The sequence below is a fragment of the Flavobacterium arcticum genome (assembly GCF_003344925.1).
GTDB classification, from domain to species: Bacteria; Bacteroidota; Bacteroidia; order Flavobacteriales; family Flavobacteriaceae; genus Flavobacterium; species Flavobacterium arcticum.
The window spans coordinates 1,609,630-1,631,792 of the sequence record NZ_CP031188.1 but is presented as its reverse complement, the minus strand read 5'-3'; the positions used below and the strand labels follow the sequence as shown (position 1 = coordinate 1,631,792).

22 protein-coding genes and 1 tRNA gene are annotated in these 22,163 nt (G+C 36.2%); 8 read left to right on the top strand and 15 right to left on the bottom strand.

The features are described from left to right. Window positions 1-2: 2 nt before the first annotated feature. Window positions 3-434, bottom strand: coding sequence for a deoxycytidylate deaminase (locus tag DVK85_RS07395; RefSeq protein ID WP_114677835.1), 432 nt, complete (start codon window positions 432-434; stop codon window positions 3-5). 244 nt (window positions 435-678) lie between these two features. Here DVK85_RS07395 and DVK85_RS07390 point away from each other — a divergent pair, with 244 nt between their 5' ends. After that, window positions 679-1,110 carry a tellurite resistance TerB family protein gene (locus tag DVK85_RS07390; RefSeq protein ID WP_114677834.1) on the top strand — a complete coding sequence of 144 codons (432 nt, stop codon included), beginning with the start codon at window positions 679-681 and terminating at the stop codon, window positions 1,108-1,110. A gap of 56 nt (window positions 1,111-1,166) precedes the next feature. Here the strand turns inward: DVK85_RS07390 and fbp are convergent, their stop codons facing one another. Next, a complete protein-coding gene (gene fbp / locus DVK85_RS07385; RefSeq protein WP_114677833.1) occupies window positions 1,167-2,180 on the bottom strand; it encodes a class 1 fructose-bisphosphatase in 1,014 nt (337 codons plus the stop codon). A gap of 110 nt (window positions 2,181-2,290) precedes the next feature. Here fbp and DVK85_RS07380 point away from each other — a divergent pair, with 110 nt between their 5' ends. Both DVK85_RS07380 and DVK85_RS07375 read left to right on the top strand, forming a co-directional pair. Beyond that, on the top strand, window positions 2,291-2,764 hold the full coding sequence (locus tag DVK85_RS07380) for a GNAT family N-acetyltransferase (protein WP_114677832.1): 474 nt from the start codon (window positions 2,291-2,293) through the stop codon (window positions 2,762-2,764). Window positions 2,765-2,781: 17 nt separating this feature from the next. Next, on the top strand, window positions 2,782-4,041 hold the full coding sequence (locus tag DVK85_RS07375; protein WP_114677831.1) for an aspartate kinase: 1,260 nt from the start codon (window positions 2,782-2,784) through the stop codon (window positions 4,039-4,041). A 2-nt stretch (window positions 4,042-4,043) separates the two neighbouring features. Here DVK85_RS07375 and DVK85_RS07370 read toward each other — a convergent pair whose 3' ends face one another. After that, complete coding sequence (locus tag DVK85_RS07370) at window positions 4,044-4,607, bottom strand: hypothetical protein (protein ID WP_114677830.1); 564 nt, start codon at window positions 4,605-4,607, stop codon at window positions 4,044-4,046. A 154-nt stretch (window positions 4,608-4,761) separates the two neighbouring features. On the opposite strand from DVK85_RS07370, the gene DVK85_RS07365 reads away from it, so the two are divergent. After that, window positions 4,762-8,181: a hypothetical protein gene (locus DVK85_RS07365; RefSeq protein ID WP_114677829.1), complete on the top strand. Its 3,420-nt coding sequence runs from the start codon at window positions 4,762-4,764 to the stop codon at window positions 8,179-8,181. Here the strand turns inward: DVK85_RS07365 and DVK85_RS07360 are convergent. The 7 genes from DVK85_RS07360 to DVK85_RS07330 form a co-directional block, all read right to left on the bottom strand. After that, window positions 8,178-8,663 (bottom strand): hypothetical protein, encoded by a 486-nt coding sequence (locus DVK85_RS07360; RefSeq protein WP_114677828.1) that lies wholly within the window; start codon window positions 8,661-8,663, stop codon window positions 8,178-8,180. The genes DVK85_RS07365 and DVK85_RS07360 overlap by 4 nt on opposite strands. 131 nt (window positions 8,664-8,794) lie before the next feature. Then, window positions 8,795-10,963, bottom strand: coding sequence for an Ig-like domain-containing protein (locus DVK85_RS07355; RefSeq protein ID WP_114677827.1), 2,169 nt, complete (start codon window positions 10,961-10,963; stop codon window positions 8,795-8,797). A gap of 2 nt (window positions 10,964-10,965) precedes the next feature. Further along, window positions 10,966-11,490 (bottom strand): ankyrin repeat domain-containing protein, encoded by a 525-nt coding sequence (locus DVK85_RS07350; RefSeq protein WP_114677826.1) that lies wholly within the window; start codon window positions 11,488-11,490, stop codon window positions 10,966-10,968. Window positions 11,491-11,508: 18 nt separating this feature from the next. Then, window positions 11,509-12,060, bottom strand: coding sequence for a YceI family protein (locus tag DVK85_RS07345; protein ID WP_114677825.1), 552 nt, complete (start codon window positions 12,058-12,060; stop codon window positions 11,509-11,511). A 13-nt stretch (window positions 12,061-12,073) separates the two neighbouring features. After that, window positions 12,074-12,439, bottom strand: coding sequence for a cytochrome c (locus DVK85_RS07340; RefSeq protein ID WP_240339615.1), 366 nt, complete (start codon window positions 12,437-12,439; stop codon window positions 12,074-12,076). A gap of 1 nt (window position 12,440) precedes the next feature. Next, a complete protein-coding gene (locus tag DVK85_RS07335) occupies window positions 12,441-13,286 on the bottom strand; it encodes a DUF5777 family beta-barrel protein (protein WP_114679001.1) in 846 nt (281 codons plus the stop codon). A gap of 4 nt (window positions 13,287-13,290) precedes the next feature. Further along, a complete protein-coding gene (locus tag DVK85_RS07330; RefSeq protein WP_114677824.1) occupies window positions 13,291-13,680 on the bottom strand; it encodes an OB-fold protein in 390 nt (129 codons plus the stop codon). A gap of 246 nt (window positions 13,681-13,926) precedes the next feature. On the opposite strand from DVK85_RS07330, the gene DVK85_RS07325 reads away from it, so the two are divergent. The 3 genes from DVK85_RS07325 to DVK85_RS07315 all read left to right on the top strand — a co-directional run bounded on the left by DVK85_RS07325 (window position 13,927) and on the right by DVK85_RS07315 (window position 15,976). Beyond that, window positions 13,927-14,490, top strand: a complete 564-nt coding sequence (locus DVK85_RS07325) for a TetR/AcrR family transcriptional regulator (RefSeq protein WP_114677823.1) — start codon at window positions 13,927-13,929, stop codon at window positions 14,488-14,490. Between the two features lie 59 nt (window positions 14,491-14,549). Beyond that, window positions 14,550-15,116 carry a carboxymuconolactone decarboxylase family protein gene (locus DVK85_RS07320; protein WP_114677822.1) on the top strand — a complete coding sequence of 189 codons (567 nt, stop codon included), beginning with the start codon at window positions 14,550-14,552 and terminating at the stop codon, window positions 15,114-15,116. Window positions 15,117-15,178: 62 nt separating this feature from the next. Then, the gene (locus DVK85_RS07315) at window positions 15,179-15,976 is read left to right on the top strand and encodes a haloacid dehalogenase type II (RefSeq protein ID WP_114677821.1); all 798 of its coding nucleotides are present in this window, start codon (window positions 15,179-15,181) and stop codon (window positions 15,974-15,976) included. 90 nt (window positions 15,977-16,066) lie between these two features. Here the strand turns inward: DVK85_RS07315 and rlmF are convergent, their stop codons facing one another. The 4 genes from rlmF to DVK85_RS07295 form a co-directional block, all read right to left on the bottom strand. Next, a complete protein-coding gene (gene rlmF, locus DVK85_RS07310) occupies window positions 16,067-17,029 on the bottom strand; it encodes a 23S rRNA (adenine(1618)-N(6))-methyltransferase RlmF (RefSeq protein ID WP_114677820.1) in 963 nt (320 codons plus the stop codon). A gap of 22 nt (window positions 17,030-17,051) precedes the next feature. After that, entirely contained in the window at window positions 17,052-17,990 is a 939-nt protein-coding gene (locus DVK85_RS07305; RefSeq protein ID WP_241209608.1) for a YihY/virulence factor BrkB family protein, read from the bottom strand. A 59-nt stretch (window positions 17,991-18,049) separates the two neighbouring features. After that, window positions 18,050-18,616 (bottom strand): DUF4256 domain-containing protein, encoded by a 567-nt coding sequence (locus tag DVK85_RS07300; RefSeq protein WP_114677819.1) that lies wholly within the window; start codon window positions 18,614-18,616, stop codon window positions 18,050-18,052. A gap of 64 nt (window positions 18,617-18,680) precedes the next feature. Then, window positions 18,681-18,754: transfer RNA gene (locus DVK85_RS07295), tRNA-Ala, on the bottom strand. A 122-nt stretch (window positions 18,755-18,876) separates the two neighbouring features. Here DVK85_RS07295 and DVK85_RS07290 point away from each other — a divergent pair. After that, the gene (locus DVK85_RS07290; protein ID WP_114677818.1) at window positions 18,877-19,647 is read left to right on the top strand and encodes an enoyl-CoA hydratase/isomerase family protein; all 771 of its coding nucleotides are present in this window, start codon (window positions 18,877-18,879) and stop codon (window positions 19,645-19,647) included. Window positions 19,648-19,732: 85 nt separating this feature from the next. Here DVK85_RS07290 and DVK85_RS07285 read toward each other — a convergent pair whose 3' ends face one another. After that, on the bottom strand, window positions 19,733-22,114 hold the full coding sequence (locus DVK85_RS07285; RefSeq protein WP_162845343.1) for a T9SS type A sorting domain-containing protein: 2,382 nt from the start codon (window positions 22,112-22,114) through the stop codon (window positions 19,733-19,735). Window positions 22,115-22,163: the final 49 nt, after the last annotated feature.

Genomic DNA, 22,163 nt, shown 5'->3' with positions numbered 1-22,163 from the left:
ATCTATTTATCCAAATCAGGGATACACACAACCGCTACACCTGCACGTTCTAAAAACGTAATACCAGAATTGTCTTTATATCCGTTTTGATATACTACACGGGTTATACCTGATTGATGTATTAATTTACTACAATCTTTACAAGGCGACATTGTGATATATAATGTTGCGCCCTCACAAGATTGTGTTGAACGAGCAACTTTTAAAATCGCATTAGCCTCTGCGTGTAAAACATACCATTTAGTAAGGTTCTCTTCATCTTCGCAGCAGTTTTCAAATCCCGATGGTGTGCCGTTATAACCATCAGATATTATCATTCTATCTTTTACAATAATTGCGCCAACCTTTTTGCGTTCGCAGTACGACAACTGGCTCCATTCTCTTGCTATTCTCAAATAAGCTTTATCGTACTTATTCAGTTTTTCTTCTTCCATTTACATAAATAACTAAAGAAACAAAGTTAAGCCATTCAGCGTCTTAAAACGATAATTGATTAAAATTTATTATTGTAGTAACCAATAGTAACACCTAAAATAAGTATACAAACTACTCTAAAAACCTTACAATTATAATAAAGGTTGAAAATTTAAGAAATTTGCAGTAAAAATCTTTTAAAAATTGTTTTCAACAGGGAATTTATAATTTATATTTGCGGTTACTAAATAACATGTAAGAAATATGTCAATTTCAGATTTATTCGATAGTGGTTTCAAAGAGAGAAATAAAGGACATTTCTCTGCTATTGTTAGGGTTGCGATGGAAAACGGACACGTTAGTCCTGAAGAAAAACTGTTTTTGGATAAACTGGCTAAACAACTGGAAATATCCGAAGATGAGTACAAAGAAATCATGGCTAACCCCATGAAATACCCTGTAAACCCTCCGTACTTGTATGTACAAAGACTAGAGCGTTTATATGACCTTTCTAAAATGGTATATGCAGACCATATATTAGGACCAAGGCAAAAAGATATCCTTACCCGTTTTGCCCTTGCATTAGGCTTTACTCCGGGGAATGTTAAGTATATTGTAGACAAAGCATTATCACTTATTGTGATGGGAGTTGACTCTGACAACTTTGTGTATGAAATGCAACACATGAACAAATAATAAAAAAAGCCCTTTTAAAAGGGCTTTTTTTATTTATGGTAATTTCTATTATTCTATTATTTCACTTCGGCTTTTTGCATAAACTCCTCAGCTTTTGCTACCATATTATAACTACCGCAGAAAAACGGTACACGCTGGTGCAGCTCTGTAGGTTGTATTTCCATAATACGTTTAAACCCATCAGATGCTTTACCACCTGCCTGCTCTGCTATAAATGCCATAGGGTTACATTCATATAACAAACGTAATTTACCATTAGGTGCTTTTGCACTAGTAGGGTAAATATATATACCACCCTTTATCATATTACGATGAATATCAGACACCAAACTACCTATGTAACGCGATGTGTAAGGTCTGTTCTCTTCTTCTAGCTGACAGTATTTTATATAGTTCTTTACGCCTTGAGGAAAGTGTACATAATTCCCTTCGTTAATAGAGTAGATATTTCCATCTTTAGAAAACTGCATATTAGGATGCGAAAGATAAAATGTACCAATAGCAGGGTTAAGCGTAAAACCGTTAACACCATGCCCTGTTGTATACACAATCATAGTACTAGTACCATATATAACATAGCCTGCTGCAACCTGATTAACTCCTGGTTGTAAAAAATCTTCGGAAGTAACTGGCGTACCCACAGGTGTTACCCTACGAAAAACAGAGAATATAGTACCTACCGATACATTAACATCTATGTTAGACGAGCCATCAAGCGGATCCATAAGCACAACATATTTGTTATTATGCCCTTTATCCTGCCCTTGCACCGTAATAAAATCGTCATTCTCTTCAGAAGCAATACCACATACAATCTCACGATTTATAAGCGTTTGCATAAAAACCTCATTAGCATATACATCAAGCTTTTGCTGATCTTCGCCCTGTACATTCTGCTCGCCAAAGGCACCCACGATATCTACGAGCCCCGCTTTGTTTACCTTATAGTTTACCACTTTTGCCGCAAGGCGTATAGAGTTGATAAGCCTTGATAATTCGCCCGAAGAATATTGAAAATCCTTCTGATTCTCGATGATAAATTCGCCTAATGTCTTGTTGCGTTCTTCCATTACTAAAACGTTATAGTTGAGTTGTGGCACAAATATCTAAATTTTTGTGATAAGAAAATAATTTATTATCAAATAAGGGAATAGAATGTATTTTTGCTAAAATTTTGGTCATGATTATACGCAAAGGAACACCGCAGGATATGCCTGCCGTACTGGAACTCATTAAGGAACTTGCCGTTTTTGAAAAAGAACCCGATGCAGTACTCCTTACTGCTGATGATTTAGTAAAAGATGGTTTTGGCACAAATCCCTTATTCTATACTGTTGTAGCGGAATTGGATGGCGAAATAATAGGTATGGCATTATTTTATAACCGTTACTCTACATGGAAAGGTAAAACCATACACCTTGAAGACCTTATTGTAAAAGAAGAGAAACGCGGCACGGGTGCAGGCAGCGCATTATATAAAGAAGTGATTACCTTTGCTAAAGCGCAGGGCGTAAGCCGTGTAGAGTGGGTAGTACTCGACTGGAACACTCACGCTATTGATTTTTATAAACGATCGGGGGCTACCGTTTTTAACGACTGGCTAACGGTACAAATGGACGAAGAGGGCATTACAAAATTTACACTTAGTTTATAAGCAATTTAGTATAACAGATGAAAGTATTTAAATTTGGAGGAGCATCAGTAAAAGATGCCGAAGGGATTAAAAATGTATATAGTGTTTTAGAACAAGTAGGGCATAAAGATGTACTGCTTGTAATTTCGGCAATGGGTAAAACCACTAATGCATTAGAGGTTGTTATAAAAAACTATATTGACAAGTCGCCAGAACTGCAATCGTCTTTACAGGATGTAAAAAAGTACCATAACCAAATATTACTCGACCTGTTTGAGGAAGAGAATCACGAAGTATTTACAGTAGTAAACAAGCTGTTTGCCGACTTAGAATATTTCCTGAAACACAACAAATCGCCTAATTACAATTTTGTGTATGACCAAGTAGTAAGCACAGGCGAAATGGTATCGACCACCATAGTGAGTCAGTACTTTAATTACAGAGGGCTGCAAAACCAATGGCTGGATGTAAGAGAGTTTATTAAAACCGACAATACTTACCGCGATGCCATAGTAGATTGGGAGCATACACAGCAAAACATTGTTAAAAAAATACAGCGTAAAACACTAAACATTACACAAGGATTTTTAGGCTCTGACGAGAATAACTTCACTACCACGTTAGGCAGAGAAGGCTCCGATTATTCGGCAGCAATATTTGCCTATTGCCTTAATGCCGAAAGCGTAACGATATGGAAAGATGTACAAGGGGTACTTAATGCTGACCCTCGTTATTTTGAAAACGCAATACTGCTTAACCAAATATCCTATCGCGAAGCCATAGAGCTTGCTTTTTATGGTGCTACGGTTATTCATCCTAAAACGTTACAACCACTACAGCGCAAAGAAATTCCGTTGTATGTAAAGTCGTTTATCAATCCTTTATTGGCAGGCACAAGCGTGAGTAAGGGTGCCGACTTAGAACCACACACCAGTTGCTACATTGTTAAGAAAAATCAGTTATTGATATCACTTTCATCGCTTGATTTCTCTTTTATTATGGAAGAAAACATCAGCGAGATATTTGCCTTGCTGCACCAATATAAAATGAAAGTACACCTTATCCAGAATTCGGCAATTAGCTTCTCGGTATGTGTAGATGATAAATTTGGCAACTTTAGCGAACTAAAAAAACTACTCTCTAAAAAGTTTAAAGTAACCTATAACGAAGATGTTTCGCTGTACACGATACGTCACTTTACCGAAAAATCGGTTAATGCTGTAGCACAAAATAAAGAGGTGTTAGTAAAACAGGTAAGCCGCGAAACGATGCAGGTAGTTACTAAAGAAAAAATATAAGCTTATTTGCGGCTATATTTATATTTTTCTTCATATACACTATCCAGTATTGCATTAGCTTCTCTGCGAAGTTCTTCATTATCAGGATCAGCTTGTGCTTTTTTATAAGCTTCTATATATTCAGGGATATCTCCATATTGATTCTCTATATACCAGTTATCTTTAATCATAAAAATAGTAGCGCATATAAGACAAAGTATTACAGAACGTAGTAATATACTCTTATAAAAAGGTAGTTTACTTGAACTGTATTTAATTAGAGATATTATTATTACAATAGATACACTTATTGAGCCAATTAATGTCATAAAAGAGGCTCCTGGCCAAAACATTAACATAAAGAGTATACCTATAGTAAGAATAGAAAATGTAAACCCTGTAGCTACACTAAATAGTGTTTGTAAAGTCCCTTTGGCTTTAAATAATAAAAAACTTAAAGTAATGTATAGCATAGACAATAATCCCATAGATAGTATCCCTAAAACTGCCCCTCCTGGCACATGGGATATCTTTAATCCTATTGCTATTATTGCTATTGCAACAAGTATTAATTCGGCTTTCTTCATTTTTTGTTTATTTGAAAGACAAAACTACAAAAAAGAAATACTCTGTTAAATAAAAAATTACTTCGCCGTACTTACTCATAATGACTAATCTCATTACCTTAACTAATTAAAGCCAAATACACTACTTTTGCCATTTTAGAGTTATAAAGTTGTGATGCTGAAAAACGGGCTTTTACTGGTGTTTATATGTTGTGCCTCCGCGCTATACGGGCAGGAGATAACCACGCCCTATAAAAACCGTAAAATAACTACCGAACGTGATACTATAAAAATAGATAGCGTAAGCATTAATAAAGTGTTCTTTAAGCTACAGGACAAAATGGGTAACGATATCGATACCAGCTATTATGATGTTGATTTCCGTAAGAGTACACTGATATTTAAAAACGGTTTCCAATCGCCCGATACGCTTACTATGCGTTATCTAAGTTACCCCGACTACCTTACCAAAAAATACAGTATTTACGATGCTTCGCGCGTAGTACCAAATGATGCCGACGATGGTAACCGCTACACTATAAAACGTGACCCGCTTAATACTTTTAAGCCTTTTGAAGGGTTAAATACGTCGGGGAGTATAACACGAGGCATCACGATGGGTAACAATCAAAATGCGGTGGTAAACTCTAACCTCGACTTACAAATAACAGGGAAAATATCACAACGCGTTAGCCTGCGTGCCTCTATACAAGATAGTAATATACCATTGCAAGAAGGCGGTTATTCGCAAAAGCTCGATGAGTTCGACCAAATATTTATAGAGATGTTTAGCGACAATTGGAACATTCGTGCAGGTGACTTGTTTTTAGAAAATAGAGAATCGCGTTTCCTTAATTTCAATAAAAAAGTACAGGGGCTTTCTACCACTTTTTCTTTCGGGAAACCCGAAGCACGCACTACCATACATACCGCAGCGGCATTGGTACGCGGGCAGTATGCGCGCAGTACCTTTACAGGGCAAGAAGGCAACCAAGGACCTTATAAACTACGTGGCGCCAATCAGCAATCCTATATATTGGTAATATCAGGTTCAGAGCGGGTTTTTGTAAATGGTATCTTGCTGGAGCGTGGCGAGAGCAACGATTATATTATTGATTATAATGCGGGAGAAATTATCTTCACTACACTGTTCCCTATCACTTCAGAAATGCGTATTAATGTAGAATATCAATATTCTGAGCGCAGTTATACCCGCTTTGTATCTTATGGTGGTATTACGCATGAAAACGATGGCTGGAGCATTGGTGGTTATGTGTACTCTGAAAATGATATTAAAAATCAACCATTACAACAAAATCTATCGGAAGCACAAGTAGAAATACTAAAACAGGCGGGCGATGATAGTAGCCTAATGACTGCGCCCTCTGCTTACCTTGACAGTTATTCGGAGAACAAAGTATTATATCAAAAAACTATAGTAAACGGCTTTGAAGTTTTTGAATACTCCAATAACCCTGATGATGAGTTGTATAATGTTACCTTTAGTCTTGTGGGCAATAATCAGGGTAATTATGTACTGAGTAACACCGATGCTATAGGTCGAATTTATGAATATGCCCCACCCATTGGCGGTGTATTACAGGGGAACTATGAACCGATAACCCGTTTAACCCCTCCTACCAAAATACAAATAGCTACCGTACTGGGAAAATATAACCCAAACGAGAAAACCTATATTGATTTTGAAGCAGGATTAAGCAATAACGACCTTAACCTCTACTCCCCTATAGATGATGGGAATAACAAAGGTTTTGCAGGGAACTTGAATGCTAAACAGCGAGTTTATACTGCTAATGCATGGGAACTTGATGTTTTTGGTAATTTCCAATATGTGCAAAAAGATTTCCGCACTATAGAAAGGTTGTATAACATAGAATTTGACCGCGACTGGAACTTGGACAATATTATTACTACCGATGACAACCAAAGCTTTTTAGTAGCAGGAACAATATTTAAATTACCCAAAAAGGGGCAGGTAAAATATCAGGCAGAGCAACTAGATTTTTCTGACACTTTTTCAGGTACGCGTCATGTGGTTGATGGTATGTTTACCTTTAATAAACTGATGGTTAAAAATCAGGGTAGTTGGCTAGAAAGTGATAGCGACTACGCATCATCTACTTTTATACGTAATGAAGCATTAACAAAATATCACTTTGGCAAAAACTGGGTAGGTGGTTCTGTTAGGATGGAGAGCAATGAAGAAAAAATTAAAGAAACAGATGAATTTTCAGCTTTAAGCCAACGCTTTAATGAGTTTGGCGCATTTATAGGGCGTGGCGATAGCACCAAAGTATATGTAGAATTGGGCTACTTGCAACGTGCCAATGATAGCTTAGTAGCAGGGGCTTTAAAAAAAGTAAATACTTCGCGCTCCTACTACCTAAAATCGCGACTAGTAAAAACCGAAAAAAGCGACCTTACACTATTTGTAAACTATAGAGAATTAAAGTTTGAAGACCCTACCATACGCGATGAGCCTTCGCTTAACTCGCGCGTGTTGTATAATGACAGCTACTGGAATCAACTAGTGCAGGTTACTACGGCTTACGAAACCACATCGGGTACTATTGCACAGCAAGAGTTTACTTATCTTGAGGTAGAACCTGGGCAGGGTGTATATATGTGGAACGATTATAACGAAAATGGTATACAAGAGCTACAGGAGTTTGAAGTAGCCCCTTTTCCTGATCAAGCGAAGTATGTACAAGTGTTTCTAGCAAATCAAATTTTTGTACGCACACACCAAAACAAGTTTTCGCAATCACTTATGCTTAACCCTAACCAATGGCAAAATGAAGAGGGATTTAAAAAAGTGCTTTCTTACTTTTACAATCAGTCGTCTTTTTTAATTGACAGGAAAATAGCGCGCGATGGTGGTAACTTCGACCTCAACCCTTTTTCTTCAGGTGAGAAAGACTTGCTAGGTATCACATCGGGCATTCGTAATAGCTTGTTTTACAATCGGGGTAAACAAGACCATTCTGTTACCTATACCTATACTAAAAACAGGACTAAAACGCTGTTAACATCAGGATCGCAAGAAAATAACAATAACTCGCACCAGTTACAATATGCTCATTTATTACAAAAAACATGGTTGTTTGGGTTAACAGGGCAAATGATAGAATCATCTACTTATTCTGAAAACTACAGTACACGAAACTATGAAATAGACAGTTATTTGGCAGGTCCTAAAATATCATATATTTTTTCGCGTAATGCGAGTTGGGATATTTTTTATGAATACCGCAGCAAAGAAAACCGCATTGGTGATGCCGAAACACTATACCAGCAACGTTTGGGTACTTCGTATACTTATGCTTCAGAGAAGCAATTTACCACGAGCGGCGAGTTGTCTTATTATAAAAACGATTTTACAGGAAATCAGTTAAGTCCCGCAGCATTCCAGATGCTAGAAGGGTTACAAGCTGGCGAAAACATTACTTGGCGGCTATTATTACAAAAAAGTCTTACGCAATTTTTAGATGTAAATATAAGCTATCAGGGACGTAAAAGTGAAACCAGCAAAGCGATACACACGGGTAGTGTACAGCTACGAGCTTACTTCTAATTAAAATATTCTTTTTCTTCATCAGAGAAAGCGGCTGATTGTTTGACATACTTTTTGGTAAAGTCTTTTAAATCCTGCGGTTGTTTATTGTAATTTTTTATAAGAAAGGCTTTATCTTCTTTAATTTCAGATTTATACCCAGTAATCCAAGGTACATTATCCTGAATATTAAGCCGTATTAGGCGGGCTTCATAATTATCGGGTGCTTTTTCTATAGTAGCCTCTAGCATATCAGTACCTCGATTAAAAAACCTTGTTTTGGTAATAATACCTTTTTCATATTTTGCCATCAGTACTACAGAGGCTGCCTTATATGCCATAAGCGTTGCATCTTGTCCTTTCTCTATGCTTTGTAATGAAGTATAAAAGCTATCAGCACTCGTTTTAGATTGTGCTGCATTAATATAATGCTGCCTCACTGATTTTAGTTCAGGAGTAGAGATAACAAATAGAAAAAAGACACAAAATGAAATTAACTTCATAAAAACCACTATTATATGAATCAGCAAATTAAAGCGTATTTATTAAAAGTACACACTATTTTTATTTTTTATAACAAAAAAAGGGCTTCCTGTACAGAAAGCCCTTTAGTGGAAAGGAAAAACTAACCAATTTATTCCTTCTTCATAATCTTAAATGATGTCGTTGCACCGTTTAGTGCTTGGACTTGTACAAAATAAGTACCCGCTTCTACTGAATCCATATTTATAATAACTTCTGTATCATTAGCATCCTGACTAATAACGTTTTGCCCTAGTAAGTTAACTACTACTACTTTAGAAATAGTAGTTTCTCCTGATACAATAAGCACATCAATAACAGGGTTAGGATATACCATCATTTTATTTCTAGTAATCGTTGCTATACTCAACACGTCATTTGCTGTAATCATAAAGGGTAAACTTTCACAACCATCAACCGTTTGAGTTGCATAATATTCTCCTTCATGAACTAATGCAGTATTTGAAGCTACCTCGACTAGCTGCATGCCAGCATCCATTATGTACCATGTTATTGTTGCTCCATCTATTGTAGTAATCTCTAAATCGGCTATTGTTTCGCCAGAGTTGAACTCTTGTTCAGCGTCTCCCATAGGCGCAATAGGTATCAGGTTAACAGTAATATTTACTTCTTCTCTATCACTCTCACAAGTACCGTTTGTTTGCGATACATAATAAGTACCAGATGTTGTTATTACCATGTTTATATTTAAAGGTGTTCCTCCTGTAGCAGCATCATAAAATACTGGCATTAAGAAACCTTGGGTTCCAACTGTAGTAACCTCAATTACACCTAATATTACCTGCCCGCAAAAAGTTTGATCTTCTACGATAGGATTACTAAGCGGCGCGATTGTTACCGCTACTGCTGTTCTTTCACTTGTACAACCATCTAATGTTTGCTCTACATAATAGTTACCTGAAGTTAATGTTGCTGAACTGGCTAAAGCTGTACCGCCTGTAGCAACATCATACCAGCTAAGAGTAGCTCCTGTAGTACCACTTGCCATTAAATTAAAAACGGTAGAACCTTCACAAAGATCTTGTGTAGCATCTGCTGTAGGGCTAGTAGAAGTAATTGTTACATCAAAACTTTCTTCTGAAGGACATGCAGGAAAAGTTTCAGTAGTTGCATAAATATAAATTGTTTGGTTAGTAGTTATCATATCTCCTGCTGATAACATCGTGCCTGTACCAGAGGGTCCTGTATAGTAATCGCCTACTGTAAGAGCAGGTAATTCATAGTCTATACACACTGTTTGATTACCTGGAGAAGTCACTACTGGAGAATCAATAATAGTAATTGTAAAACTACTTTCGTCAGTACAATTTGGTGTCGTTCCTGATTCTGTATAAATATAAATCTCTTGAGTAGTCGTTATAATATCTCCCACTGCTAACATAGTGCCTGTACCGCCAGATGCTGTATAATAATTATTACCCGCATCTAATGATTGTAACACATACATATCGCACATAGAAAAAGAAGGTAATACTTGTGCTGTAACACTTGCAACAGTTACTGATACTGATGTTCTTTCGCTCTCGCAATCACTTACCGTTTGCGAAACATAATATGTACCTGTCGAAAGAGAAGCTGTACCTGCAAGTGCTGTACCTCCTGTAGCAACATTATACCAACTAAATGTTGCACCCGTAGCACCTGTTACTGCAAGATCGCTAACCATAGCACTATCGCAAAATGTTTGCGCCGAAGCTAATGGAGCATCGGGAGCTACACAAGTAAAAGGTCTGTTAAGCTGATACCCTCTATTTATACCGTGATAGGCTAAAGAGTAAACGGCTGTTTGCGAACGCGAAAAAGCAAAGTCTATATCAGTATTACTATATACAAATGTATAATCGTTAGTATCTCCTGTATTAAAAGCTCGTGTTGCTACAATTGTTCTTGTAGAACCTGAAACTGTATTAGATGTCACCGTCCAGTCATTGGTGGCATCGGTAGAGGGTGTAGCGCCAACTCCATTATGCACTGCATCTACTAGTGTAGTACCGTTATAATAAACAATATCTTGACCACTAGCCATACCTCCGCCACTGGTTCCAGGAAATATACCAAACTGCAACGCATACCATCTGTCAGACGGACCTGTAAAGGTTAATGTCGCTGTTGATGTATCATTATTAAGCACTATCTCGGCAGTTGTACCTGGTATCGAACCCGATGCAGAGAGTAAGTTTACCACTCCTGTGGTTTTTGACTGCGCCTGCAAACCAAGCGAAGCCAACATAAAAAGAATAAAGAGTACTGATTTTTTCATAACTAATTTTTTAATAGGTTAATAACTTCTTGATTTTTAGTAAAACCTGCATGATCTATAGGCGTTTTACCGTCTTTATCCTTATATGTTTTACTCGCTTTATATTTTAATAATAATTCTATAAGTGCTGTATTTTCAAACTGAACAGCATATACTAGTGGTGTAACCCCTAGAGCATCTGCAATGTTGGGGTCTGCTTTATTTTCTAGCAATACTTTTGCAATTTTCACATCGCCTTTTACTGCTGCTGCTGCTAGTGCTGTTCCATTTTCGGTGGTATAATTAATATCTTTTACGTTTTGCGCTAAGTATATTGCCACTTCGGTATTACCACGATAGCATGCTAATATAAGTGGCGTAAAACCCATAGGGTTTACGCTATTAATACTGTTTTTATCGTTTGCTTCAAGTTGTTTCATCTCGGCAACCGTACCATAACGAGCCGTGTTAAAAACATCTTTATCTGACTTCATTTGCGCATGGCAAACAACAGATAAGAATAAAATAAATAAGGTGATTTTTTTCATAATACTATATTTCAGTGTTTATTTAGTTAGCAATAAATTATAAGTTACCGCTACCGCCTCTGCTACTTTTTTGCGCACTACGTTAGGCACTTCAATATCAAAATCGGCAGGTTTTACATTAAACTTTCCTGTTACTGTTATAACATTTCCTGATTTTGACATCATAGCGATATCAGTAATTTGTTTTGTTTTTCCATGTAGGGTAATCTCTCCTGTAATGGTATATTCTTTTGGTGTTTCCGAAAGTTTTGCGCTATCAAAATTTTCTATTTTACCCTTAAAAGTAGCCTTAGGATACTTATTACTTTCTACATAATTTTCATTAAAATGCTCTTCCATAAGCGCTACTTTAAATCGAAATCCTTTCATTAATGCCAGTACTGCTATATCGCCACTTGAAGTATTTAATGCTGCCGAAACTGATTTGTTTTCTCCCGCTACTTCTTCAAATGATGGTACAGAGGCTTCAAACTTTACTGTACCTGTTCGTGTGCCATATTTTTGCCCGTAAAAAAGGGTTGGCAACAATAAGGCTATTAATAAAACACAATTTATAAATCTCTTTTTCATAGCATTTTATATTTTAGTTTTCAGGTAAACCATTGTTAGCCCACTCTAATATTAGATCTATATTGCTCATGGTCATTCGTCCTGTTTTTGGCATTTGTCCTTCTTCTCCATTTTGCCTTTGTATCCTGTCTAGCAAGTTGGTGGTTTCTACTGCATCTTTAACTTCCATATAGTTTGTAAGTGGTCGAAAAGAAGACAACCCTCCTTCGCTATGACAAACTATGCAATTATTGTCTATAACTGATTTTATATGTGCATCATAAGTTATTTCTTCTTCTATCATTACATCAGCTTCCAGCTCCTCATAAGTAGTACTATCACAACTGTATAGCAGTATCATAACACCTATTGCTAATATTCTATATTTTGCTTTCATCATTTTAAAACACTCTATATAAATTAAACCCAAAGAAAAAATCGCCATCGCCCCAGTCGCCTGCTGCATGAGTCATATAACCACTCTCTGTCATCGACTGAGAGTTAGCAAAAAGCAATTGAAATATATGTCCTCCTGTTTCTAAATCTAACCCTACAGATAATGGGTTTACATAAAAATCAGGTTTATCTACATTGTACACATATTCTAAATTAAGCGACAATCTTTTCGTGAGCTTTACTCTACCCCCTGCACCAACTGAGAACTGATTATCATTTTCAATCGTGGGGTTATACAAGTTTTTATGAATGAAAGACGGAACTAACTCTACAGAGACCCTATCAGACAATTTTCTTGAAACCAATAATTGACTTATATAGGTAAGCCTATCTTTAAATTCTATTTTAGGATAATCTTCCTCTTCAAGAAATGTATTTATATCTATTGTATTATATCCTACTATTTCTAGCGGAAAGCTATCGTCTTGCCTTGCTAGCCTGTATTTTATACCTGTTTCATATACCTTTAGCATAGTATGTCGCGATGCACTTACAGAAAGCCAATTAGTAACACCATATACTCCCCCTATTTTTGTAGTGGCCATATCGAGTCCAAAAAACTCTGATATCCCGTCTTTAACCGATCCAAACCGGTGCGAGACTACAAAGTAAAACTCACTTTTTGCAGGCATTTTTGTAGTCTGTAAGGTCACTATTTGCAAACCTTTAAATACCGCTGTTACGTGATTATCTGTTACAGTTTGTGTCGAGTCTAGCTCTGCGAGCAGGTTATCTTGAGCATTAGCTGTTACAATCCCTAATAGGCAAACTGCCAGTATAAACTTCTTCATATATTTATTCATTACTACTGCATTGATCGAGTTTTACTTCGCCAAAAATCTCATCATAGCCAATGCAGCGCCCCTTTACAGTAACAGTGTCATCAACATTAATTTTTTCTTTATAATCAAAAGCACAAAACACTACCGAGTCAATAGTTATTAGCGAATCGGCAACATGGGTTACCACACCTTGTACTGCTATCGTTTTATTAAGATACTTACTATTAGCAGCTTGTAAATCGGCTTCATAATCTGATATTAGCTGAGTTGCCAAAACCGTATAAGTTGCATCTTCTGTAGTTATATTGCGTGCTTCTTTATACACATAACCATATAATAGGAAAAAAGTCCCCGCAAGCACTACAAGTATTATGGCAATAATTTTTACGCTTCTTTTTTTCATTTTTTTCAAGAAATGAGGAGTTAAACATTACATAACAACCTCATTTCAACAAAAATAAACAAGAAAACCACGGTTAATTTAAAATAAGGACAAACACCACTTTTGAATGAGAATTTGAATAGATAGAGCTAGAATTTGAAAAACAGAAAATCTAAGTTTGCTTATAAGGCATCTTTAAACATAAAAAAAAGTTAAAGGCTGTTTTATTTCTAAACGATTGTTTAGATTTGTACTGTAATTTAAAATATGGCAAGAAAAAAAACATATATAGAAGAGGAGGTAATAGAGAAAGCTATGAATTTATTCTGGCGGAATGGTTATGAAACTACCTCTATGCAAATGTTAGAAAAAGAGATGGGAATAAATAAGTTTTCTATCTACGCTAGCTTTGGCAATAAAAATGGTGTGTTTATAGAATGTTTAAAATGTTATAAACTAAAGCTAAACCAAATTATTAAGAACCTAAAAGCTTCTAGTGGTGGTACTGATGGAATAAAACAGTACTTCTATGATTTTATAAATTTTTCGAAAGAAACAGGAGTAAATAAAGGTTGTTTGATAACCAATACAGCAAACGAAATAGGAGAAGGTGCAGATGAGAATGTGAAAGAAATTCTATCACGATTTACTAATGAGGTAAAGCAAGCTTTTGCCGATAGTTTACAGCAAGATAAAACTAAAAGCATAGAACTTATTGAACAACAAGCCGACTATTTAATTATAGCAATGTTTGGTTTATCTTCTGCTACAAGAGTATTTAATAAAACACAACTCGATAACTACATAGAAAATATATTTAAAAATATATAATCCTTTTTTTTAACCAATAACTAAACATTTGTTTAGATATAATTAACAAAATTAAAATTATGAGTACTACAAAAACAAATGAAACATTAAAAATTCATACTATCGAATCGGCTCCAGAAAAAAGCAAAGCATTATTAGAAAAGTCTAAAAAAGCCTATGGCTATGTACCTAACTTACACGGAGCTCTAGCCGAAGCCCCAGAGTTACTAGAAGCATACCAAACATTGCACGAATTATTTGCAAACTCTTCTTTTAATAATGATGAGCTTACCGTAGTATGGCAAACTATTAATGTAGAACATGAGTGTCATTATTGTGTACCTGCACATACAGCTATTGCCAAAGCAATGAAAGTAGATGATGCTATTACAGAAGCCTTGAGAAACAAAACCCAAATGCCATCAGAAAAACTACAAGCCCTACATGAAACTACATTAAGTATTGTGCGTAACCGTGGCGTTATATCTCAAGAAGAAATCGATACTTTCTTTAAAGCAGGGTATAACCAAAGAAACCTTTTAGAAATCATTCTTGGTTTATCTCAAAAAGTAATAAGTAACTACACTAACCACATTGCCGAAACACCTCTAGACAAAGGGTTTGAACAATTTATCTGGAAAAAATAACTGTAAGTTTTAAAGAGCTATAATATGCACCTTTAATATATAATCAAAAAAAACATAGTATAATGAAAAATCATCGACGCGATTTTATAAAAAACATAGGGCTTATGGGAACTACAGGAATATTAATGCCCAATATGGTAATGGGCGGTACACAAGAAATGAAAACAGATTTTGAGATAAAAACAAGACCTAAAGTACTATTTTTTGATGTAAATGAAACGCTGCTAGACCTGACTGTAATGAAAAAACAGGTAGGTAAAGCATTAAACGGTCGAGAAGATTTATTATCATTATGGTTTACTACAATGTTACAGTATTCACTTGTTGTTACAGCAAGTGGACAATATGAGCACTTTGGCTATATAGGGGCTGCTGCATTACAAATGGTGGCAGCAAACAATGGTATAACAATAACTCAAGATGAAGCACGAAAAATAATTGTAGACTCTATAAGAGCACTACCCGCACATCTTGAAGTTAAAACCGCACTATCATTATTAAAAAAAGATGGCTATAAGTTAGTATCATTTACTAATTCGTCAAACGAAGGGGTTAAAACTCAATTTGAAAATGCAGGGCTAACCGAATATTTTGATGAACGCCTAAGTGTAGAAGATGTAGGGAAATTTAAACCCGCTACAGATACCTATGCATGGGGAGCTCGAAAAATGGGTGTAAAACCTGAAGAGTGTATGCTTATTGCAGCCCACGGATGGGATGTTGCAGGTGCACTCTGGGCAGGATGGCGTGCAGCATTTATAAGCAGACCAGGACAACAATTATTCCCGTTAGCTCCTAAAACAGAAATTGCAGAAAATGATTTAGAGAAAATAGCGCAAATTCTTGTAACCTATAAATAATTACAAGAAATATTACTTGGTTTATATCTACTAAAAACCGCAATCTATTCTTCACGAATTTGATTGCGGTTTTTAACTTTTAAAACAAAGTTACTTTTTCCATTTTGTAGCCTTCCACTCTTTCTGTTCTTCTTTAGAGAGTAACGTCCAAGCTACAATTCGGGTAGATTTATTACCCGTACCCATAGGTATTGTTTTTACATCGGTAGCCCCTATAGCATCTAATGCTTTATAAATCCCTTTTAAATTAGATTGTTTAGACACTAAAGTGGAAAACCAAAAACAATTTGCAGCAAACTTTTTACTCTCCCTTATCATATTATGTATAAACTGATGTTCGCCGCCATCGCAAATAAGCTCATTACTAATGCCCGCAAAGTTGAGTTCAGGAGTTTTTATAGGCTTACCCGATAGGTTTTTTACTTTGCGCAACGTTCCTTTTTGTGCCTCTTCGGCAGATGCATGAAAAGGCGGATTGCATAGCGTCATATCTATTTTATCTTCTAGGGCTATTATCCCATAAAAAATATCCTTACTGCTTTTTTGTAATCGAAGTTCAATTTTGTTGCTAAGCTGTACATTATTGTTAATAATATTCTGTGCCGATGCAATTGAATTTTCATTGATATCTGCACCTATAAAGTTCCAATTATACTCTGTAACCCCAAGTATAGGATAAATACAACTCGCCCCTACTCCCACATCTAAACACGTAATTTTATTGCCATGCGGAAGCCTACCAAAATTACTTTCGCACAATAAATCGGCTATGTAATGAATATAATCGGCTCTACCAGGAATAGGCGGACAAAGGTTTTCATCAGGAAATTCCCAGCTTTTTATACCATAATAATGACTCAGTAATGCAGTATTAAGCAATTTTACAGCAACAGGGTTTGAAAAATCTACCGAGTCTACTCCAAATTTATTAGGCTTTACATAATTAGATAATTCAGGAGTAGCAATTAGTAATGCGTCTAAATCATATCGCTCTCTATTTCTGTTCCTTAGGTGTAATCTTCCCTTTTCTTCTTGTTTTTTTTCTGACGACATGATTTAAAAAAATTGCTATTATTTATTTTTTAGTTTCCTCGTATTTTGACTGAATGCCCGACCCGTATTTTTTAGCATATACCCAAGTAAATTCAGCCCCAAAAAATAATATCAAGCAAGAATAAGATACCCATAGTAATATAAGAACAATTGTTCCGGCAGCTCCATAAGTAGACCCTGGGTCAGATTGCCCAAAATAATATCCTAGCAAGGACTTTCCTAGCACAAAAAGTACCGATGTAATTACTGCACCTACCCAAACTGACTTCCACCTTATCTTGGCATCAGGTAGATATCTAAAAATGAGTGCAAATAGAACAGTTATTATTCCAATCGAAATTATAAAATCTAAAACGAAGGCAATATATACAATGGCTTCGGGTAAAATGCTAGTGATATAATTGTTTAATACAGCAATTGCAGCAGTTACTATAAAACTAATCAACAATAAAAAACCAATTACGATAATGAAAACAAAGCTTCGAGCTCTATCAATAAGCGTTTTTAAGATGCCCGAATTGGGTTTGGGTTTTATCTCCCATATCTGATTTAAAGATAACTGTAAGTGATAAAACACACCCGTTGCACCAAAAATTAGTACACCTATACCAAGTATTGTTGCCAAGGTACTTTTATCCTTATTTTGTGTCTCCATCATCATGGCCTGAATAGATTCACTAGCATTTTGACCCAATGCACTAGAAATTTCATCGGTCAAATAGCCTTGTACTATTTCCTGTCCCCAAATTGAGCCTACTAAGTTGATAATAATTACTAATAAACCTGGTAAGGATAATACAGCATAATATGCTACAACGGCACTCAACCGAAACGGGTCGTGTTTGTTCCAAACTTTATAGGTCTCAACCAAAAGCGAAGGGATATGACCGATTTTAAATGTTGAATTTTTTATGTCCATGAATGAATAAATCTGACATTTGTTATTTTCACCTGCTGCCATTAATTACAAAAATAACATAAAAGAGTGGTAGTCCGCTCCCTATAAAATCATAATTATTTTCAGACTCTCAGTAAACAACGAAACCCTCTGGCTGCGTAATACGACTCTGCTCCATTATGATAAACAAACACATGGTTATAACGCCTATCGGCAAAAACAGCACCTCCGTGTTTCCTAATTTCATCAGGTGTTTTAATCCAGCTTGAGGTTTTAGTATCAAACTCTCCAAGCTTTTGCAGTTCTTTATATTCCTCTTCCGATAAAAGTTCAGCGCCCAGTGCTAACGCAGCATCAATAGCGTTATTTTTAGGTTTATGCTTTTTTCTTGCTTCCAGTGCAGCATTATCATAGCAATAACTCCTTCTTCCTTTAGGGCTTTCTACTACACAATCATAAAAAATATATTCAGCGGTCTTTTTATCGAAATCTACCACGTCGGGTTCTCCTCCCGTTTCTTCCATTTCATTAAGCGACCATAGTTTTTCGGGGTTAGCCTCCAGCTTTGCAAGTACATCTTCCCACTTTAGCCCTTTATGGCGATGCATATTATTTTCAAAGCGTATTTGTAATGCTTTTAGTAATTCTTCCTGTAAATCGGGAGATAGATTTTTATTGTTGGCACTCATACTTTATTAATTTGTATGAGCAATATAATAAAAAAGCTCCAGTTTTCACTGAAGCTTTTATCTGTGGAGAAGATGGGATTCGAACCCACGACCTCTTGACTGCCAGTCAAGCGCTCTAGCCAACTGAGCTACATCCCCAATAATTTAGTGCTAGCAAATATAACAGAATTAACAACCATTCTACAAATACTGTTACAAAGTTTTGCAAAATTGTTTAACTACTACCATATTTGCTTTAATTTTACCGTAAAACTATTAAAATGACAACTACTAACAGACCTGACGGATCGCTTTATACCAATATTGAAAATCACATTGCTACTATAGAGTTTGGGCATCCTGCAAGTAACTCTTTCCCATCAGTACTATTACAACGCCTTACCGATGAGTTAAACCAATTAAGTGATAATAACGATGTACATGTAATTGTATTAAAAAGTGAAGGCGAAAAAGCCTTTTGTGCAGGAGCATCTTTTACCGAATTACTAGCCGTTTCTAACCTAGACGAAGGTGCAAAATTCTTCTCGGGGTTTGCCAATGTTATTAATGCTATGCGTAAGTGTTCTAAACTTATTGTAGGGCGCATTCACGGTAAAGCCGTAGGTGGTGGCGTAGGGCTTGCAGCAGCCTGCGATTATGCCTTAGCTACAGAGCATAGTGCTATAAAACTATCTGAATTTACCATAGGTATAGGACCATTTGTAATTGCACCTGCCGTAGAACGAAAAATGGGCGTTGCTGCTCTTGCCGAAATGACTATTGCTGCCGATGAGTGGAAAAATGCCTATTGGGCAAAAGAAAAAGGATTGTATGCCAAAGTATTTGACAATGTAGAAGATCTTGATAAAGAAATTGATATTCTTACAAGCAAGCTGGCAGGCTATAACCCCGAAGCATTGCAAGCAATGAAAAAAGTATTATGGGAAGGCACAGAAACATGGAACACATTACTTGCCGATAGAGCTGCAATATCAGGTAAACTAGTACTATCTGACGCTACTAAAAAAGCACTTGAGCCTTATAGAAAATAAGTCATACTTATATAGAAAAGTAAAAAGGGTTTAGCAATTGCTAAACCCTTTTTTATGATATAACTATATTGTAATAATGTAATTGTTATTGCTTAACAATCTTAACTGATGTTGTTGCGCCATTTTGCAACTGTACATTAAGTATATAAGTACCCGCAGCAAGACTAGATACATTAAGTTCTACCGTTTCAGTATTAGCAGTACGGTTTAGTACTGTTTGCCCTAAAAGGTTAGCAACTTTTACATTTTCTATAACACCCACATTTGCAATAGTAATCATTGCATTAGCAGGGTTAGGATATACTTTTAATCCTGAGAACTCATGAGTTACTGTACTAAGTACTTCATTTGCTGTTATAGCTAGCATTTCGCTCTCACAACTAAGAAGTGTTTGCGAAACATAATAAGTAACACCATTTTCTAATACTGTAGTAGCATCTACGGCTTCATAATTCCCTTCTACAGTCATTACATACCAGTTAGCAGTTCCAAATTCAACAAAATCAACCTCAAGACTTGCAAGAGTTTCGCCTGTATTAAAGTCTTGCATCATATCGCCTGTAGGCGCATCAGGTGTAGCATTAATGGTAACAGCTACTTCTATTCTATCACTCTCACAGCCTCCTACAGTTTGTGACACAAAGTAAGAGCCTGTTTCTAACACTAACTCTTCTGCTAATAATTCTTCACTGTCTGCTGTTGCATACCAATTGATAACTCCGCCCTCTATAGTATCTACATATAAACCTGATATATTAGTCGCTGTACAAAATGACTGCTCAGTTTCTGTTAATGGTAATGTTGCAGTACCTAGTGTTACCACTACAGCCTGTCTTTCACTCTCGCAAGTATACCTGTATTGTGATACATAATATGTTCCTGATTCAAGTACTGTTTCTTCGGCAAGTGGCTCTACGCTTTCTTCTGTTGCATACCAACGAATTGTAGCGTCGTCATAATCTGTTGCAGCAACCAAATCAGCTACTGTACTAGCAGTACAAAATGTTTGGTCATCAGCTTGCGGAGTTAACGGTGTAACACATTCATAAGTTACTGTAACTGTCCAGCTATTATTGTCTACAAAATTATGACTTGTAGTACAACCAGAACTACCATAAGTTCTCCATGCTCTTAGTTCAAACTCCACCTCACCCGTAGCACCATTGGCAAATGTTAAATCTGTACGGTTGTATTCTTGTGTTCCTCCATTACCTGTACCAGAATAAAGACTTGATTCAGAAGTATTGGTAGTAGTACAAACCAATAGCGAACGCTGTTCTGATTTATACCCGTTACTTGCAGTAGTCATAGTATATGATGTTGCTACATCTCCTATTTGGTATCCGTCAGGAATTGAAATAGTCATTGTTCCAGGACAAGTAGTTGTTGATGTTATTGTTGGAAAGGTATTATATAATGTTTCTATATCGCCTTCTGTATAAGTAGACGAAATTTGACCTGTTGTAAAAGTAGTAGCTACCCAAGCACCTACATCGCCATCACCACAGTTAGAGCGCACCCAAAAATAGTATGTTGCTCCTATTTCTAATTCTGAAAACTCAACAGTCATTACATCAGATGCAACATTACCTGTTGGCACTGTAGCTTCTGTTGGTGCATCGGCACTTGTACTAAAGTAATAGTCATAACCATCTCCAGGCTCTATTATAGACTCTGCCCATGTAACAGCTCCCGTAGTTATTCCAAAAACAGCCGTTAAACCATCAGGAGAAGGACAACTACCTAATAGCTCTGCGGTTACAGCAAATATATTAGCTACACCTTGGGCTGTAGAAGTCTTGGTAAATTGAATACTCTCTATTTCTTTTATTTGGTTTTCAACATCTATATCTATAGTAAGTTGATACATTCTTGGATTACCCGATGGGTTTTCAACATTATTAGTTGCTACACTTACACGTCCAAAACCTGATGCTGCAACGGGTAATACAGTACTATTATACCAATCAGGCAAAACAGCTCCTGTTATAGTTTGTGAAGTAGCATCAGTAAAATTAACAATAGCAGTTACAGTAGATGCACCACTACCCGAAGTAGCTAAAACATAAAGTTTTTTAGCACTAACTTGATTAGAGAAAACCAAAGTTCCTGTAGTAACAGTAGGTGCTGGAGTAGTACCGTGTATTCTTAGTGAGTTGTTAACTGAATAATCAGCTAATTGATAACTTAATCCTGGCGTAGCCATCGAGGCTATATTGCCATCTACAGGAAGCGCATAAGCTGGTGGAATAGATGTCCCTGTAGGCTGAAAATCGGCAGCAACAAAAGCAAAACTATCATTATCTACAATTGTACTTATAGATGCAGCTGCAGTATTAGCACCATTGGCTATTACATCTTCATTTAATCCAGATGTAATCTCTAAATATTCATATTCTTGGGCTGTAATTGTTTCAAAAGCAAAAAGTGAGAAAACCCCACATAGCAAAAGTATTTTTCTTTTCATAAAATGAATGGTTTGGTTAAAAAATAGGTACATTAACAAATGTAACACG